The sequence below is a fragment of the Nonomuraea sp. NPDC050663 genome, from assembly GCF_044456985.1.
GTDB lineage: Bacteria > Actinomycetota > Actinomycetes > Streptosporangiales > Streptosporangiaceae > Nonomuraea.
Map to the genome: position 1 here is coordinate 235218 of NZ_JBITGL010000006.1, position 15113 is coordinate 250330.

General features: G+C 71.4%; 15 protein-coding genes, 4 tRNA genes and 1 pseudogene. 12 read left to right on the forward strand and 8 right to left on the reverse strand.

Annotated features, from left to right (window positions below):
- Nucleotides 1-40 precede the first annotated feature (40 nt).
- Nucleotides 41-736, forward strand: coding sequence for a hemerythrin domain-containing protein (locus tag ACIBH1_RS21375; protein WP_397315564.1), 696 nt, complete (start codon nucleotides 41-43; stop codon nucleotides 734-736).
- Here the strand turns inward: ACIBH1_RS21375 and ACIBH1_RS21380 are convergent, their stop codons facing one another.
- Nucleotides 737-1279 (reverse strand): ArsR/SmtB family transcription factor, encoded by a 543-nt coding sequence (locus tag ACIBH1_RS21380; RefSeq protein WP_397315565.1) that lies wholly within the window; start codon nucleotides 1277-1279, stop codon nucleotides 737-739.
- Nucleotides 1280-1361: 82 nt separating this feature from the next.
- Here ACIBH1_RS21380 and ACIBH1_RS21385 point away from each other — a divergent pair, with 82 nt between their 5' ends.
- Nucleotides 1362-2744, forward strand: coding sequence for an alpha/beta hydrolase (locus ACIBH1_RS21385; protein ID WP_397315566.1), 1383 nt, complete (start codon nucleotides 1362-1364; stop codon nucleotides 2742-2744).
- Here the strand turns inward: ACIBH1_RS21385 and glmS are convergent.
- The 4 genes from glmS to ACIBH1_RS21405 all read right to left on the reverse strand — a co-directional run bounded on the left by glmS (nucleotide 2731) and on the right by ACIBH1_RS21405 (nucleotide 6394).
- Nucleotides 2731-4551, reverse strand: a complete 1821-nt coding sequence (glmS, locus tag ACIBH1_RS21390; RefSeq protein WP_397315567.1) for a glutamine--fructose-6-phosphate transaminase (isomerizing) — start codon at nucleotides 4549-4551, stop codon at nucleotides 2731-2733. The genes ACIBH1_RS21385 and glmS overlap by 14 nt on opposite strands.
- A gap of 16 nt (nucleotides 4552-4567) precedes the next feature.
- Nucleotides 4568-4831 (reverse strand): hypothetical protein, encoded by a 264-nt coding sequence (locus ACIBH1_RS21395; RefSeq protein WP_397315568.1) that lies wholly within the window; start codon nucleotides 4829-4831, stop codon nucleotides 4568-4570.
- Between the two features lie 62 nt (nucleotides 4832-4893).
- Nucleotides 4894-5598, reverse strand: a complete 705-nt coding sequence (locus ACIBH1_RS21400) for an ABC transporter permease (RefSeq protein WP_397315569.1) — start codon at nucleotides 5596-5598, stop codon at nucleotides 4894-4896.
- The gene (locus tag ACIBH1_RS21405; RefSeq protein WP_397315570.1) at nucleotides 5573-6394 is read right to left on the reverse strand and encodes an ABC transporter ATP-binding protein; all 822 of its coding nucleotides are present in this window, start codon (nucleotides 6392-6394) and stop codon (nucleotides 5573-5575) included. The genes ACIBH1_RS21400 and ACIBH1_RS21405 overlap by 26 nt, the downstream gene beginning before the upstream one ends.
- 56 nt (nucleotides 6395-6450) lie before the next feature.
- Between ACIBH1_RS21405 and ACIBH1_RS21410 the strand changes: the two genes are divergently transcribed.
- The 7 genes from ACIBH1_RS21410 to ACIBH1_RS21440 all read left to right on the forward strand — a co-directional run bounded on the left by ACIBH1_RS21410 (nucleotide 6451) and on the right by ACIBH1_RS21440 (nucleotide 10275).
- The gene (locus tag ACIBH1_RS21410; RefSeq protein ID WP_397315571.1) at nucleotides 6451-7056 is read left to right on the forward strand and encodes a TetR/AcrR family transcriptional regulator; all 606 of its coding nucleotides are present in this window, start codon (nucleotides 6451-6453) and stop codon (nucleotides 7054-7056) included.
- Between the two features lie 58 nt (nucleotides 7057-7114).
- Complete coding sequence (locus ACIBH1_RS21415; RefSeq protein ID WP_397315572.1) at nucleotides 7115-9022, forward strand: N-acetylmuramoyl-L-alanine amidase; 1908 nt, start codon at nucleotides 7115-7117, stop codon at nucleotides 9020-9022.
- A gap of 104 nt (nucleotides 9023-9126) precedes the next feature.
- Nucleotides 9127-9198 (forward strand) — tRNA-Gly (locus ACIBH1_RS21420).
- A gap of 19 nt (nucleotides 9199-9217) precedes the next feature.
- Nucleotides 9218-9288, forward strand: a tRNA-Cys gene (locus ACIBH1_RS21425).
- Between the two features lie 52 nt (nucleotides 9289-9340).
- A tRNA-Gly gene (locus ACIBH1_RS21430) sits at nucleotides 9341-9412 on the forward strand.
- A 22-nt stretch (nucleotides 9413-9434) separates the two neighbouring features.
- Nucleotides 9435-9509, forward strand: a tRNA-Val gene (locus ACIBH1_RS21435).
- 322 nt (nucleotides 9510-9831) lie between these two features.
- Nucleotides 9832-10275 carry a hypothetical protein gene (locus tag ACIBH1_RS21440; RefSeq protein WP_397315573.1) on the forward strand — a complete coding sequence of 148 codons (444 nt, stop codon included), beginning with the start codon at nucleotides 9832-9834 and terminating at the stop codon, nucleotides 10273-10275.
- Between the two features lie 147 nt (nucleotides 10276-10422).
- On the opposite strand, the gene ACIBH1_RS21445 is transcribed toward ACIBH1_RS21440, so the two are convergent.
- From ACIBH1_RS21445 to ACIBH1_RS21455, 3 genes are read right to left on the reverse strand one after another with little or no spacing between them, the layout of a single operon-like run.
- Nucleotides 10423-10995 (reverse strand): dihydrofolate reductase family protein, encoded by a 573-nt coding sequence (locus tag ACIBH1_RS21445; RefSeq protein WP_397315574.1) that lies wholly within the window; start codon nucleotides 10993-10995, stop codon nucleotides 10423-10425.
- A gap of 1 nt (nucleotide 10996) precedes the next feature.
- Nucleotides 10997-11812 (reverse strand): alpha/beta fold hydrolase, encoded by an 816-nt coding sequence (locus ACIBH1_RS21450; protein ID WP_397315575.1) that lies wholly within the window; start codon nucleotides 11810-11812, stop codon nucleotides 10997-10999.
- A gap of 52 nt (nucleotides 11813-11864) precedes the next feature.
- Entirely contained in the window at nucleotides 11865-12587 is a 723-nt protein-coding gene (locus ACIBH1_RS21455) for a helix-turn-helix domain-containing protein (protein WP_397315576.1), read from the reverse strand.
- Nucleotides 12588-12948: 361 nt separating this feature from the next.
- Between ACIBH1_RS21455 and ACIBH1_RS21460 the strand changes: the two are divergent.
- The 3 genes and pseudogenes from ACIBH1_RS21460 to ACIBH1_RS21470 all read left to right on the forward strand — a co-directional run.
- Nucleotides 12949-13308, forward strand: a pseudogene (locus tag ACIBH1_RS21460) (FAD-binding oxidoreductase); the annotation flags it as partial.
- Nucleotides 13309-13573: 265 nt separating this feature from the next.
- Nucleotides 13574-14209, forward strand: a complete 636-nt coding sequence (locus tag ACIBH1_RS21465; protein ID WP_397315577.1) for a BBE domain-containing protein — start codon at nucleotides 13574-13576, stop codon at nucleotides 14207-14209.
- Nucleotides 14202-15098 carry an RNA polymerase sigma-70 factor gene (locus ACIBH1_RS21470; protein WP_397315578.1) on the forward strand — a complete coding sequence of 299 codons (897 nt, stop codon included), beginning with the start codon at nucleotides 14202-14204 and terminating at the stop codon, nucleotides 15096-15098. Before ACIBH1_RS21465 ends, ACIBH1_RS21470 begins: the two co-directional genes overlap by 8 nt.
- The last annotated feature ends 15 nt before the right edge of the window (nucleotides 15099-15113 follow it).

Below are 15113 nucleotides of genomic sequence, written 5' to 3' on the forward strand. Positions count from 1 at the left end.
ATTGGAGTCACTTCCAAGTGGGGTGCCGCACCCTGACGGCATGACTCAACTGATGCTCCCCGGCCAGGCCGCCGCGCCCGCGGGGCCGGTCGACCTGAGCGCCATGTACCTGGTGCACCACGCCTTCCGCCGCGACCTGACCGCCTTCTGCGAGGCCGTCGCCCGCGTCCCGATCGCCGAGCGCGCCACCTGGCGGGCCCTGGCCCGGCGGTGGGACCGCTTCCACCTGATCCTGCACAAGCACCACACCGGCGAGGACAGCGCCCTGTGGCCGTTACTGCGCGAGCGGGCCGCGGGCGACGTGCTCGCGCTGGCCACCCTCGACGGCATGGAGAGCGAGCACGCCGAGATCGACCCGCTGCTGGTGGGCTGCGACGCCGGGTTCGGCCGGCTGGGCGAGCACGCCGACGAGGAGGCGCGCGACGCGCTCCTCGGACGCCTGCGCACGCTGGCCCAGCGCCTGCACCGGCACCTGGAGCACGAGGAGAGCGAGGCGATGGCCCTGGTGCAGCGCCTGCTGTCGCAGGCCGACTGGGAGCGGCTCGACAAGGAGTTCCAGTCCGCGTACGGCATGCGCGAGCTGCCGTTCATGGCCTCGTGGGCGCTGTACGGCCTGCGCGGCGAGCAACTGCGCGAGGTGCTCGCCAAGATCGACAGCAAGCCGCTGGAGCTGCTGTGGTCGTGGTGGTGGCGACGCTCGTTCGAGCGCGGCGAGAAGGAGGCCTTCGGGCGATGATCAGTCGTCGGCCGGGACGGTGAAGAAACGCAGCTGGACCGGCCTGGACCCCTCCGTGCGGCGCTCCTGGTAGGCACGCAGCAGCCGCATGTAGTCGTCGAAGAACTCGCGCACCTCGGCCTTGGTCAGCCAGGCGAGCCCGCGCGAGGCCAGCACCCAGTCGGGGTCGGCGGCGTAGGCGGCCGGCAGGCTGTCGAGCAGCTGCCGGTCCTCCTCCAGCGCCACGCGGTGGAAGGCCATGAGCGCGTCGCGGCCTTCCGGGGGGAGCTGGTCGGGCGTGGGCAGGCGGATGTCGCCGGGACCGCTCCTGCGCCACCAGCGCTCACGCCCCGCCGAACGTTCGGGGATCTCCTCGATGAAGCCGTACTTCTCCAGCTGGCGCAGGTGGTAGCTCGTCGTGCCGGTCTTGGCGCCGAGCAGGTCGCCGAGCGTCGTCGAGGTGGCGGGGCCGTGCACCTCGAGGTGGCGCAGCATCTGCTGGCGCATCGGATGGGCCAGGGCCTTGAGCCTGGCCGGGTCGTCGAGCATCCACGGCTCCTCCATGGGGATGACCTTACTCCTTCCGCCGAACGAATTCTGCAGACACTTGTTTGCAGAGAAGTCTCGGCAGAGTACCGTCGGCAATATGGTGAAATCTCTCCTCTTAGCGCTCGTCCTGAGCACGACGCCGCCTGCCGTACCGGCGGACCTGACCACGACGGAGGTCAGCTTCCCCGGCCACGGGATCACGCTGCACGGCACCGTCGTCTCCCCCGCCGAGGCCCCGCCCGGCCGTCCGGGCATCGTCCTGATCCACGGCTCGGGCAGCGGCAACAAGCGCACGACGCTCATGACCGAGGCGGTGGCCTTCGCCCGGCAGGGCCTGTCCGTCCTGGTCTACGACAAACGTTCGGCCGGCTACTCGCTCACCCGGCGCAGCTACCAGGAGCTGGCCACCGACGCGCTCGGCGCGGTGGGCGCCCTGCGCGGCCGGCCCGGCGTCGACCCCGGCAAGGTGGGCGTCCTGGGGATCAGCGAGGGCGGATGGGTCGCCCCGCTGGCCGCCTCCCGCTCGGAGCAGGTGGCGTTCGTGGTGACCGTGGGCGGCAACGCGATGGAGCCGCTGCGTCAGCAGAGCTGGGCCGTCGCCGACTCGCTGCGCCGGGCCGGGGTCTCCGGCTCGCTGCCCGGCCACGCCGTGCCCTCCTTCTACCGGCTGCTGGCCGACGGCGGCATGTTCGCCGAGGCCCACCACGACGCGGCGGGCGTGCTCGGCCGCGTGCGTCAGCCCGTACTGGGCGTCTGGGGCGACGGCGACCTGCTCACCCCGCCGCAGGAGACGCCGGGGCTGATGGCCCGCGCGCTCTCCCACGACCACTACACGCTGCGCTTCTTCGCAGGGGCCGAGCACGCCGCGCACGTCACCCACGACGGCGGCGTCACCCGCTCGGAGGAGCTGGCGCCCGGGTACGCCGAGAGCGTCGGCCGCTGGGTGGGCGAGGTCACGTCGGGACGGCTGCCCCGCGGGGAGCAGGTGGGCACGCTCCCCCGCCAGACGTCGCTGACGGTGCCGGTGCCGCCGATGGCCTGGTGGGAGTCGGCGGCGGCGCAGCTCGCGGCGCTCGCGCTGTTCGCGGTGATCCTCGCGGGCTACCCGCTCTGGGCACTGGCGCGCCGCGTGCGAAACCGGGGCGTCGGCGTGCGGGGAGCGGTCGTGCGGGGCGGCCGGGCGGCACGGGTGCTCGCCCTGCTGGCCCCGCTGACCGCCTTCGGCGCGCAGGCCTACCTGATGTACCTGGTGATCACCGGCGCCGAGCTGGCCACGCCGGGTCCGCTGCTGTTCGGCCGCCCGCTGCCGTGGCTGGGGCTGCAGCTGCTGGCGGTGGCGGCGCTGGTGGCCGCCGCGCTGACCGTGCCCGCCTGGCGGCGGGCCCGGGGCTCGGAGAGGGTACGGCTGGGCGTCCTGCTCACCGGTGGAGCGCTGTTCCTGCCGTGGGCCCTCTACTGGGGCCTGCTCACTCCACTGTGACGCTCTTGGCGAGGTTGCGAGGCTTGTCCACGTCACGCTCCAGCGCCACGGCCGCGTGATAGGCCAGAAGCTGCAGCGGGATGGTGAGCAGGATCGGGTCGAGCTCGATCTCGTTCTTGGGCACCACGATCACGTCGTCGGCCAGGTCAGCCTCGGGCTCGCGGTGACCGACCATGAGCACCTTGCCGCCGCGGGCGCGGATCTCGCCCAGGGTGGTGAGGTTCTTGTCGAGCAGCTCGTCGTCGGGGACGATCGCCACGGTCGGCAGCTCGGGGTTGATCAGCGCGAGGGGCCCGTGCTTGAGTTCGCTGGCCGGGTAGGCCTCGGCGTGGATGTAGGAGATCTCCTTGAGCTTCTGGGCGCCCTCGCGGGCCACCGGGTAGCCGCGCACCCGGCCGACGAACATCATCGACGGGTGGTGGGCGTACTTCTCCGCCAGCTCCTTGATCCTGTCGCCCTGCTTGAGGATCTCCTCGATCTGCTCGGGCAGCTTGCGCAAGCCCGCGCAGATGCGGCGGCCGTCGGCGGGCGACAGGTCGTGCACGCGGCCGAAGTGCAGCGCGATCAGCGCGAAGGCGACGGCGGTCGAGGTGAAGGCCTTGGTGCTGGCGACGGAGACCTCGGGGCCCGCGTGCAGGTAGACGCCGCCGTCGACCTCGCGGGCGATGGCGCTGCCGACCGCGTTGACGATGCCGATGACCCGGCCGCCCTTGCGCTTGAGCTCCTGCACGGCGGCCAGGGTGTCGTAGGTCTCGCCCGACTGGCTGATCGCGACGTAGAGGGTGTCGGGGTCGACGACGGGATTGCGGTAGCGGAACTCCGAGGCGGGCTCGGCGTCGGCGGGGATGCGGGCGAGCTCCTCGATGAGCTGGGCGCCGATCTGGCCGGAGTAGTAGGCGCTGCCACAGCCGATGATCTTCACGCGGCGGAAGGAGCGGGTCTCGCGCGGGTCCATGTTGAGCCCGCCCAGGTGGGAGACGTGGAAACGTTCGTCGATGCGGCCGCTCATGGTGCGCGCGACGGTCTCGGGCTGCTCGGAGATCTCCTTGAGCAGGTAGTGCTCGTAGCCGCCGGTGTCGTAGTGACCGGCGTCCCAGTCGACCGTCAGCGGCTCCTTGGCCGTCTCCAGTCCCTCGGAGGCGAAGGTGTGGAAGCCGTCGGCCTTCAGCACGGCCAGCTCGCCGTCCTCCAGGTGCACCACCTGGCGGGTGTAGCGGACCAGGGCGGCCACGTCGGAGGCGGCGAACATCTCCTTCTCGCCGATGCCCAGGACGATCGGGCTGCCGTTGCGGGCGACCACGACCTCGCCGGGGCGCTGGGAGTCGACGACGGCGATGCCGTAGGTGCCGACGACCCGCTTGAGCGCCAGCCGTACGGCCTCCTCCAGGGTGGAGGTCTCGTCGACGGTGGCGGCCAGGAGGTGGGCGAGCACCTCGGTGTCGGTCTCGGAGACGAAGACGACGCCGTCGGCCTGGAGCTTGTTGCGCAGCTCGGTGGCGTTCTCGATGATGCCGTTGTGCACCACGGCGATGCGCTCGTCGGACGAGAGGTGCGGGTGCGCGTTCACGTCGCTCGGCACGCCGTGCGTGGCCCAGCGGGTGTGGCCGATGCCGGTCTTGCCCTTGAAGCTGGCGGGCACGAGCTTGGCCAGGTCGGCGACCCGGCCCTTGGCCTTGCGGACCTTCAGGCCCTTGTTGGAGACCACGATCCCGGCCGAGTCATAGCCCCGGTACTCCAGGCGTTGCATGCCCTCCAGCAGGATGGGGGCGGCGTCCTTCGGTCCCACGTAGGCGACGATTCCGCACATTCCTTGAAATCTCCCTCTATCCGTAGACGATCCGGCGCAGCTGCCTGAGCGACAGCTCCGGGGCCGACACGCGGCGCGCCGGCAGTTCTGCGGCGATCCTGGGGAAGATCTCATCGTTGGTCAGGCCGCGGGCTTTCAGCTCGCGGTGCCGGCGGCGGACGAACTCCTCGGCGGGTTCTGAGAAGTACGCCAGCACATCGGCGACCACGCGCGCCGCCTCTCCCTGGCCCAGCGGGCTGGTCCTGGTGAGGTGCGCGATGAGGTCCTCGTAGGGATGCACGTCCTGGACCGTACCCACGCCGACGCACTTTCTCCAACATCCTGCCCGGAATCGGGCAAGAATTAGGCCAAGCCGCGCTTGAATCGCCACCAAGCGACGATCCAGGCCGCCGCGCCGACGGCCAGCAGCACGCCGACCGGCCCCGCCGTACCGGCCGGATCACCGCGCAGAGCGGCCTTGAGACCGGTGGTGGCCCAGTAGCCGGGCGACAAAGGCGCGAGCGCCTGCGCCCAGCCGGGCAGCATCGCGACCGGCACCAGCGCGCCGCCCAGGCCGCTGACGGCCAGCGCGGCGATGTTGCAGACCGCGCTGAGCTCGCCGGGCGAGCGCACCAGCGTGCCCAGCGCGGTGCCCACGCCGAGCAGGGCGAAGGACCAGGCGGCCACCGCGGGGATCCACAACGCGCTCCTGACCTCCAGGCCCAGGACGGCCATGCCGTACAGGATCAGCACGACCTGCTGCGCGAGCACCATCGCCAGGACCGGCAGCGCCTTGCCCGCGACGAGCTCGGCCAGGCCGGCGCCGCTGGCGCGCAGCCGGTCCCAGGTGTGCCACAGGCGCTCGCTCAGCGTCGCCATGGCGACGTCGGCCATGAGCAGCACGGAGAACATCACCAGCAGGCCGGTCACCGGCTGGGCCGCCTCGCCGTACAGGGGCCTGAACAGCGGGATGAGCACCATCGGCATGACCAGGTAGCTCACCAGGTGCGCGGGATCGCGCAGGCGGAGCCGGACGTTGTGGCTAACCAGCGCGGCGATGCGGACCATGGCTGAGCTCCCGGTAGAGGTCGTCGAGCGAGGGCCGGCGGATGTCGATGCTCTCCACGGGCTCGTCGAGTCCGGCCAGGTGGGCGAGGAGGGCGGCGAGCTCACGCGCCGGATCGCGGGTGGAGACGCGCAGCTCCCGGTCGCGGGTGCTGACACGCACCTCGCCTGGAAGCTGTTTGAGCAGCTCACGGCCCTCACCTCGGGCGATCACGCGGCCCGAGGCGGCGACCGCGATCGTGGCCTCCAGCTCGGCCAGCTCGGGCAGGTAGTGGGTGCAGTAGACCACCGTGGCGCCCTCGTCGGCACGGCGGCGCACGGCGGCGAGCAGGGCCTGCCGGGTCTCCGGGTCGGCGCCGACCGTGGGCTCGTCGAGCAGGAGCACGGCGTCGGGGGGCGCCGCGACCAGGGCCGTGGCCGCCTGGACCCGGCGTTGCTGGCCGCCCGACAGGACACCGACGCGGCGGCCGAGCACCTCCGTCAGGTGCAGGTCGGCGGCGACCTCCTCGACGGGCGGCCTGCGCACGCCCGCCAGCCGGCCGAACAGCCTGACGGTCTCCCTGACCGTCAGCGCCGGGTAGAGCGCCAGTTGCTGCGGCGCCAGCCGTACCGCTCCCCCGGTCCCCACGCGGCCCGAATCGGGCGCGCGCAACCCCGCTGCGATCTCGAAGAACGTCGTCTTGCCCGCCCCGTTGTGCCCCACCAGCCCGGCGATCTCGCCCGGCTCGACGGTGAGGGTGAAGCCGTCCAGGGCGGTGACGCCCCGGTAGTGCTTGACCAGATCCGACGCTCTCAGCATCGGCGCCTCCTCCGTCGGTCTACACCGTAGACTGGTCTACACTGTAGACTCCCGGCGTGCGCAAGCTCAAGACCTCCAGGCGGCCGGAGATCCTCGACGCGGCCCTCGCCATCGCCGACGAGCGCGGGCTGGAAGCGGTCTCCATGCGCGCCGTCGCCGCCGCGCTCGGCGTGACCCCGATGGCGCTCTACGGCTACTTCCGCAACAAGGACGAACTGCTCGACGGCCTCGTCGAACGGCTCCTGGCGGAGATCCCCCAGGCCGAAGGCGGCTGGGAGGAGCGGCTGCGCGCGCTGGCCTGGGGCTACCGGCAGGTGGCCAGGCGCCATCCCGCCGCGTTCACGCTGATGTTCTCCCGGCCCTCGCTCACGCTCGACGCCACCCGCGTCGTCGACGCCGTCTACCAGGCGCTGCTCGACGCCGGCGTGCCCGAGGCCGACGTGCCCCGGCTGGAGCGCCTGGCCAGCACGTTCGTCCTCGGCTTCGCGCTGTCGGAGGCCAACGGCCGCTTCTCCCCCGAATCCACCGCCAAACGGGCCGCGCGCGGCAAGGACCTGCCAGGGCACCGGCGGCTGGCCGATCACCTCGACCCGGAGCAGGACCTCGACCAGGAATTCGCCGCCGACCTCGCAGACCTCATGCGTATCATCCGACCCGGGTGAACCACCTTCAACAGGGCATGATTACTCTATGTAGCACTTCCGACACGATGGAGTGACCATGCCCCTTTGGATCGTCCCCTTGGTCCTCGCCGGCACCATCGCCCTCCCCGGCCAGCAACCGGGACGCCAGGGCGACTTCGAGTCAGCGGCGCGGGAGTACGACGTGCCGCGCAACGTGCTGATGGCGCTGTCATACCTGGAATCGCGCTGGGACGGCAACGCCGGACTGCCCAGCACCGCCGGCGGCTACGGGCCCATGCACCTCATCGGCGCCGCGCCGGAAGGCCACGAGGAGGACCGCCGCGGCGACACCTCCCGGCCCATGCCCGCACCGCTCACGCCGGTGGCGGGCGCCACCCTTCGCGAGGCCGCCGCGCTCACCGGGCTCCCGGTGTCGCGGCTGCGCGACGACCCGGCGGCCAACATCCGCGGCGGCGCCGCGGTGCTGGCCTCCTACCGGGGCGGGCGGGTTTGGAACGTTCCGATCGACTGGTACGAGGCCGTCGTCCGGTACGGGGGGTCGCGGGCGTTCGCCGACGAGGTGTTCTCGGTCATGCGCTCCGGGGCCGAGCGGGTCACCGACGACGGGCACCGGGTACGGCTGGAGCCCACGCACACGGTGCCGCCCCCACCCGCCCGTGACCCCCAACGCGCCGCACCGGGCCAGGGGTCGGGCCGGGGGGCGGGCCAGGCATCTGGTGAGGCATCTGGTCAGGAGTCGGGGCAGGGGGCGGGCCAGGCCGCGGCGCAGGCCTCAGGCCGGACCCCGGCCCAGGCCTCGGCCCAGGCCGCGGGTCGCGCGGAGTGCCCCGAGTCGCTCGCCTGCGAGTGGATGCCCGCCGCCTACGCCAAGGTGGGCCGGCACGACTACGGCAACCACGACCGGGTGCGCGGTACGGCACGGCGGGTCGACTACATCGTGGTGCACGACACCGAGGGGTCATACCGGGGCATCCCGACAATGGTGCGCGACCCCAAGTACGTCAGCTGGCACTACTCCATCCGCTCCCACGACGGACATGTCGCCCAGCACGTGCCGACCTCCGACATCGCCTGGCACGCGGGCAACTGGGACATCAACAGCCGCGCCATCGGCATCGAGCACGAGGGTTTCCTGGCCAAGGGAGGCACCTGGTACACCGAGGCGATGTACCGCTCCTCGGCGCGGCTGGTGCGGTGGCTGGCGGCCAAGTACGACGTGCCGCTCGACCGCGCCCACATCATCGGCCACGACAACGTGCCGGGCACCAACGCCAAGACCCTGCGCGGCATGCACGAGGATCCCGGGCCCTTCTGGGACTGGGCGCGCTACTTCGCCCTGATGCGCGCGCCCTTCGCCGCGCAGCCGGGAACCTCGGTGATCATCCGGCCGGACTTCGCCACCAACCACCAGACCTTCACCGGCTGCGCGCGCAAGAAGCCCGCGTGCGCGCCGCAGGGCTCGTCGACCGTGTGGCTGCGCACCGCGCCCCGCGCCGACGCTCCACTCGTGGGCGATCCCGGCAAGCGCAACCCCGGCACCTACAGCGTCTACGACCACAGCGCCCGCGCCTCCACCGGCCAGCGCTACGCCGTGGCGGAGCGGAGCGGCGACTGGACGGCCATCTGGTACCTGGGACGCAAAGCCTGGTTCCACAACCCCGCGACCCGGCCCACCGCCATCCCGGCCTCGGGCGCCCTGGTCACCCCGCTGCGCGACTCGATCCCGGTGTTCGGCCGCGCCTACCCGGAGAAGTCGGCCTACGCCGCCAAGGCCAGCTACCAGAAGCACCTGCGCCTGCCGTACACCCTGCGCTCCGGCCAGAGCTACAGCCTGGGCCAGACCCTCGCCGGGTCGTACTACGCGGCCAACTCCTTCGACCCGCGCCGCCACGTGCTCGTCCGGGGAAAGATCCGCTACCACCAGATCCAGCTCGGTCACCGCGTGATGTTCGTGAAGGCCAGAGATGTGAGGGTGATCGACTAAAATACGGACATTTTGGACGGCTTCCGCGCTTGCGGCGCTCGATGCGCACACGCACTCCCCAGAGACGATAAGGTTTTCACGTGGCCAGCAACCGCCGGCCACACGCGGAAGTGGCTCAGGGGTAGAGCATCACCTTGCCAAGGTGAGGGTCGCGGGTTCGAATCCCGTCTTCCGCTCGGAGTGGTTGAAACTCCTGGTGGAGTGGCCGAGAGGCGAGGCAGCGGCCTGCAAAGCCGTCTACACGGGTTCAAATCCCGTCTCCACCTCGGTGATGGATCACGGGCTTCCCGGGATCCGCTACAGTAGTGCAAGCGCCATGCGGAAGTGGCTCAGGGGTAGAGCATCACCTTGCCAAGGTGAGGGTCGCGGGTTCGAATCCCGTCTTCCGCTCGGAGTCTCTTCGGAGATTTTTGGACGATTAGCTCAGCGGGAGAGCGCTTCCCTGACACGGAAGAGGTCACTGGTTCAATCCCAGTATCGTCCACCATCCACTCTCCCCCTTTCCACGGGGATGGGCTTCCCAGGTCGGGCGCTTCGCGCCTGGCGGGTCAGGCTGCTCTTATTGGGGGCCGAGCCCCCAAACCCCAGCCGGGGCTGCCGCCCCGGACCCCGCATGGTTGCCCGCTTCGAGCGCCTGCTTCGGGCACGCAGGTATTACGGGTTTTCGCAGTGACACGATGTGGGGCTCCCGGACTTAGCGCTATTTCGCATCCGGGCGTTCATTCGCATGAAGGTCGCAGAGCGGAGTAAGGAGCTGCGACGAATATGCGCGATCTCCTTACGCGGCCATGTGTTGAATACTTCTGAGCATGACAGCCAAGACACGCAAGATCCTGGAGATCAAGCCGGGTCAGACTTGGCTGGTCATCGCCGATGGGCAGTGGGCCTACGACCGGCCACCCGACCACCTCGCGGCACCGCTCGACAAGGCCTCCACCCGGCTGCTGCCCCTGGTCGAACGGCCACGCCACGAGGTCGAATCCGAGGCCCTGGCACGACTCGGCCCCCGTGACCCTGATCTGGCCCACCCCGTCCGGTTCGTCATCAGCGCCGGGTTGAGCGCATGGTCCGACTACTGGATCTCACACACGCTCCGCTGGGTGACAGCTCAGGAAGCCGAGCTGTTCTCGGATCAACTCCACAAGATCGCCACAGCTCAGACCGCCGCCGCCTCCCAACAAACCCAGCACGCGGCGAAGCGCCTCCTGAAACAGCAAGGACTCTGGACACCACCGCCGCACGAGCCGAGCTGAGCCGAGAGCACCCCGAGGGAAGACGAGGCCTGTCCCGACAGGTGCACCCGCAACGGAGTGTGGAGCGAGGCGGGCCCCCTGCGCACCGCCGGCGGTGTGCAGGAGCGTGCTCGGTCCGTTCCGGACGTCGGAGCGACAGGCGCGGCCTCAGCCCTGCGCGGTTCGGCGCTGGTAGACGGTGAGCAGGGTGCTGTCGCCGTACACGGTCGCCTCGGTGAGCGTCCACGCGCTCTTGTCCGGTGTCTGGGCCCAGAGCCGGCGGCCGTGGCCGAGGATGAGGGGCGACGCCATCAGGTGAATCTCGTCGACGAGGTCCAGGGCGAGCAGGCCGTGGGCCAGTTGGATGCTTCCGGCCACGGAGATCTCCCCGTCGACCGCTTCCTTGAGCCGAGTCACCTCCTGCGCCAGGTCGCCACTCAGCACAGTCGTGTTGGCCCACTTCGGGTCGGTGAGGGTCCGGGAGACGACGTATTTGGGCATCGTGTTGTACTTGTCCGCGAGCTCGCCCTCGTACTGCGGCCAGGCCGCGGCGAAGCCCTCGTAGGTCTTGCGCCCCAGGAGGAGCGCGGCGGCCTGGAGCGATTCGATCTCCTTGTAGCGTTCGCCCTCGGGCCCGCGGTCGAACTCGAAGGTCCAGTTCGGGTACTTGAAGTCCTCTCCGCCGGGCGCTTCCACGACGCCGTCGATGGAGGTGAACTCGGTGAGCACGATCTTCCCCATGTCAGTTCTCCTTGATGAAGGCGCGCAGGGCGGCGACCAGGACGTCGGGGGTGGTCGAGTGATCCTCGCCGGGGACGGGGGCGAGGGTCGAGGTGGGCAGGTGGGCGGCGATGGCGCGGGAGCCGGCGGCCAGGGCGGGCCAGGTGTCGATCCCGTGCATCACCAGGACCGGGATGTCGATGTGCTTCCACAGCTCGGGACGCAGCGGCTTGCCGGAGAGGGTGTCGCCGACCTGGCGGCCGTCGTAGGCGATCGTGGGGGCGATGGCTTCGAGTCCTGCCCAGAAGTCCTGTCCTCGCATTCCGGCGACCGCCTCTTCGGGCATCATGGCCGCGGCGGTCAGGAACAGGGCGACCGCGTCGCCGGGACGGCCGGCGGCGATGGCGGCGTCGAGGCGCTCGACGTAGTCGCCGGGCAGCGGGGGGCGGGTGTCGTCGATGGCGGCGTTCGGCTCGAACAGGGCCAGGCGCGCGATCGGCACGCCGTCCTGGGCGGCGTTGAGCGCGAGGTTGCCGCCGGAGGACCAGCCGAGCACGGTCGCCGGGCGCCCCTGGCCGACCTGCTCGATGATCGCCTCCAGGTCCTCGAACTCGCGCTCGACGACGTAGGGCGGGGTGTCGCCGCTCTCGCCGCGACCACGCCGGTCGTAGTTGACGACCAGGAACTCGTCGGCGAGCAGTTCCGCCGTCTCCTGGTTCAAGGGGTTCACGGCGCGGTAGGCGGTCGCGCCGTCGATGATGACGATCGGGTCGCCGGAGCCCCACGCCGTGTAGGCGATGGCGGTGCCGTCGGCAGAGGTGACAATGCCTTCTCGCATGGGAATGGCCTCTCAGGGTGTGCGCGGTGACGTTCACCGCTCGCACACGACGTTATGAGCCGGCCGGGTTCTCGGGCTTGTACAGAAGCGACAGGGGGTCGGCGGCGGGATCGGGCTGCCGCAGTTGCGTGGCGGTCCTGCCGATGAACCGTTGCAGGGAGCGGGCCAGGTGCGGCTGGTCGTAGTAGCCGAGCCGGTGCACCACGTCCAGGGCGGGGACGCCCGCGCTGAGCAGCACCGCCGCCTCTCGCGCCCGTTCGATCTGGCGGATCGCGCCCTGGGTGAGTCCGGTGGCCGCGGCCACGCGGCGCTGCACCGCCCGCGACCCGACCTGCGCGGCGCCGCCCCGCACCACCTCGTCCACGAGGGGGTCGCGCACCAGGACGCCGGCGCGCACGAGCTGGTCCACGAGCGATTCGGCGTCGTCGAAGTCGGGGATCCGCCATTCCTCGCCGCGCAGGAGGAACGTGCGTTCTGTGACGTGCGGGCTGTCCTGGCCGCCGTCGACGATTGCGCCGATCGGGAGGTGGGGCATCGAGGCGCCGTGGGCGAAGGTGATCCCGAACGACTCCGAGTCGCCCATCGACTCGGCGCTCGACGCCGTCGTCTCGGGGCCGCGCACGGCGGCGTGCATGACGCCTTGCTGCTCCCAGAAGACCAGTTCCCAGGTCGAGGTGGCGATGGAGGTCATCTGGTCGACGCCGGAGGTACGGCCGCGCCAGACCCGTGCCACGTAGGGCGAGTCCGAGCCGCGGTGGTCGCTCTCGATCGGCATGGTCCACCCCCTGACTGGTCACAGCCGAGCATTACGGCCACCACGTCGAGACGGGACGCCTCGTGCCTGGCCGTACGAGGTCGATTCTGCCTCATGTGGTGTGCGCGAGGGTCGTGGGTCTGCCTGTCGGGGTCCTGGGTGAGGCGGTGCCGGAGCACCACGCGTTCAGGCGCATGTGGTCCAGCTCACACGCGCCCCGTGTCACAGGCGCCCGGTCACCGGCATCTCATGGTCGACCGGACACGAACGCGGATCGCTGGAGGAACACCTCATGAACGCACCCTTGGACACCCTTCGCCGTGACTTCGGCGGCGAGATCGTCGAGCCCGGAGCCGACGGCTACGCCGACGCCGGCCGTACGATGCTGGTGGCGGGCAGCCCCGCCCGCGTCCTGCGGCCCGCCGATGTGGCGGACGTGCGGGCCGCCGTGCGGTACGCCGCCGAGGCAGGGCTGGTGTTGTCGGTGCGCGGCGGCGGGCACGCGTTCGCCGGCTTCGGCACCAACGACGGCGGCGTGGTGATCGACCTGGGACGGCTCGACGGCGTGGAGGTCCTCGACGGCGGCGTCGTGCGGATCGGCGGCGGCGCCACCTGGGGTCAGGTCGCGGACGCCCTGGCCCCGCACGGGCTGGCGATCTCGTCGGGCGATACCAGGAGCGTCGGCGTGGGCGGGCTGACGTTGAGCGGCGGCATCGGGTGGAAGGTCAGGAAGTACGGCCTGGCCCTGGACAACCTGGTGGCCGCGGAGGTCGTCGTCGCCTCGGGCGAGGTGCTGCGTGCCGATGCGCAGGAGCACCCGGAGCTGTTCTGGGCGCTGCGCGGCGGCGGGGGCAACGCCGGTGTCGTGACCGCCTTCGAGTTCAGGGCGCACCGGACGACCGAGGTGTTCTTCGGCACGATCTCCTTCCCGGCGGCCGAACTGGCCGGGGTGCTGCAAGGGTGGGCGGAAACACCTGCGCGGCGCGCCGGAGGAGCTGACCTCGATCGTGAGCTTCGCCAACCCGTTCGCGGGCGGGCCGGGGGCGCCGGTGGAGGTCCAGGTCGCCTTCGACGGCGACGACCCGGAACTCGCGGCCAAGGCCGTCGACCCGATCCGCGCCCTGGGCACGGTGGTGGGCGACACCGTCGCGCTCCGGCCGTACGCGGACATCCTCGTCGAGGGCGGCGCGGCGCCTCCCGGCATCCGGCTGCTCACCCGCAACGCCTTCGTCGAGAGCGGATCGGTGCGCGAGGTCCTGAGCGTCCTGGCCGAGGTCGGCGGGTCGCAGGGGTCGCCGTTCATCGCGGTGCGCAGCGTCGGCGGCGCGGTCTCGCGGGTGCCCGGCGACGCCACGGCCTACGCGCACCGGCGGGCGGAGCTGATGGTGGTGACCACCACCGCGGGCCCCGAGCCGGTCGTCGAGGCGGCGCGTCCCGGCCTGGAGGCGCTCTGGGCCCGGCTCGCCCCCCAGGTCAACGGCGCCTACGCCAACTTCCTCGCCACGGCGGACGAGGACGACGTCGCCGCCGTCTACCCGCCGCGCACCTACCGGCGGCTGGCGGCGGTCAAGCGCAGGTACGACCCCGCCAACCTGTTCTCCCAGAACCACAACGTGCGACCGGCGGGAGCCGACCATGAGTGACGACGCCGGCCGGATGGACGCGGCCACCCGGGGCTTCGTCGCCCACCGCAACCTGCTGTTCACCGTCGCCTACGAGATGCTCGGCTCGGCCGCCGACGCCGAGGACGTGCTGCAGGAGACGTGGCTGAAGTGGGTGGGCGTCGATCTCGGCGTGGTGCAGGACCAGCGCGCCTACCTGGTGCGCATGGTCACGCGCCAGGCGCTGATGCGGCTGCGCACGCTCGGCAGGCGCAAGGAGTCGTACGTCGGGCCGTGGCTGCCGGAACCGCTGCTGACCTCGCCCGACGTGGCCGAGGACGTGGAGCTGGCCGACAGCGTCTCGATGGCGATGCTGCTGGTGCTGGAGACGCTGACGCCGACCGAGCGGGCGGTGTTCGTGCTGCGTGACGTGTTCGACCTGCCGTACGCCGAGATCGCCGAGGCGGTCGGCAAGAGCGCGGCGGCGGTGCGCCAGATCGCGCACCGGGCGCGGTCGCACGTCACGGCGCGCCGGCCGCGCGCGGGGGTCTCCCAGGACGAGATCCGCGGCGCGCTCGCGGCCTTCCAGCGGGCGGCGGAGACGGGCGACCTGCAGGGGCTGCTCAGCATCCTCGCGCCCGACGTCGTCTTCCTGGGCGACGGCGGCGGGGCCGTCCAGGCGGCCCTCACTCCTCTCGTGGGCGCCGGCCACGTCGCCTGGCTGGCGGCGCGGTTGTCCAGGTACGGCGTCGCGGCCTTGCAGCCCGCGCAGATCAACGGGCATCCGGCGCTGGTGCTGCGGGTCGGCGGCGAGGTCGACACCGTGTTCGCGGCCAGGGTGGAGGGCGGGCTCATCACGGGGCTGTACGCGGTGCGCAATCCCGCGAAGTTGTCACGCGTGGATCGCGAGACGACGGTGAGCCGCGGGTGACGCCTCGCCGGAGGG

What these genes read in the sequence shown, in the direction of transcription:
- ACIBH1_RS21375 (WP_397315564.1), top strand. Translation starts at nt 41, where the DNA reads ATGACTCAACTGATGCTCCCCGGCCAGGCCGCCGCGCCCGCGGGGCCG.
- ACIBH1_RS21380 (WP_397315565.1), bottom strand. Translation starts at nt 1,279, where the DNA reads ATGGAGGAGCCGTGGATGCTCGACGACCCGGCCAGGCTCAAGGCCCTG.
- ACIBH1_RS21385 (WP_397315566.1), top strand. Translation starts at nt 1,362, where the DNA reads ATGGTGAAATCTCTCCTCTTAGCGCTCGTCCTGAGCACGACGCCGCCT.
- glmS (WP_397315567.1), bottom strand. Translation starts at nt 4,551, where the DNA reads ATGTGCGGAATCGTCGCCTACGTGGGACCGAAGGACGCCGCCCCCATC.
- ACIBH1_RS21400 (WP_397315569.1), bottom strand. Translation starts at nt 5,598, where the DNA reads ATGGTCCGCATCGCCGCGCTGGTTAGCCACAACGTCCGGCTCCGCCTG.
- ACIBH1_RS21405 (WP_397315570.1), bottom strand. Translation starts at nt 6,394, where the DNA reads ATGCTGAGAGCGTCGGATCTGGTCAAGCACTACCGGGGCGTCACCGCC.
- ACIBH1_RS21415 (WP_397315572.1), top strand. Translation starts at nt 7,115, where the DNA reads ATGCCCCTTTGGATCGTCCCCTTGGTCCTCGCCGGCACCATCGCCCTC.
- ACIBH1_RS21440 (WP_397315573.1), top strand. Translation starts at nt 9,832, where the DNA reads ATGACAGCCAAGACACGCAAGATCCTGGAGATCAAGCCGGGTCAGACT.
- ACIBH1_RS21445 (WP_397315574.1), bottom strand. Translation starts at nt 10,995, where the DNA reads ATGGGGAAGATCGTGCTCACCGAGTTCACCTCCATCGACGGCGTCGTG.
- ACIBH1_RS21450 (WP_397315575.1), bottom strand. Translation starts at nt 11,812, where the DNA reads ATGCGAGAAGGCATTGTCACCTCTGCCGACGGCACCGCCATCGCCTAC.
- ACIBH1_RS21455 (WP_397315576.1), bottom strand. Translation starts at nt 12,587, where the DNA reads ATGCCGATCGAGAGCGACCACCGCGGCTCGGACTCGCCCTACGTGGCA.
- ACIBH1_RS21470 (WP_397315578.1), top strand. Translation starts at nt 14,202, where the DNA reads ATGAGTGACGACGCCGGCCGGATGGACGCGGCCACCCGGGGCTTCGTC.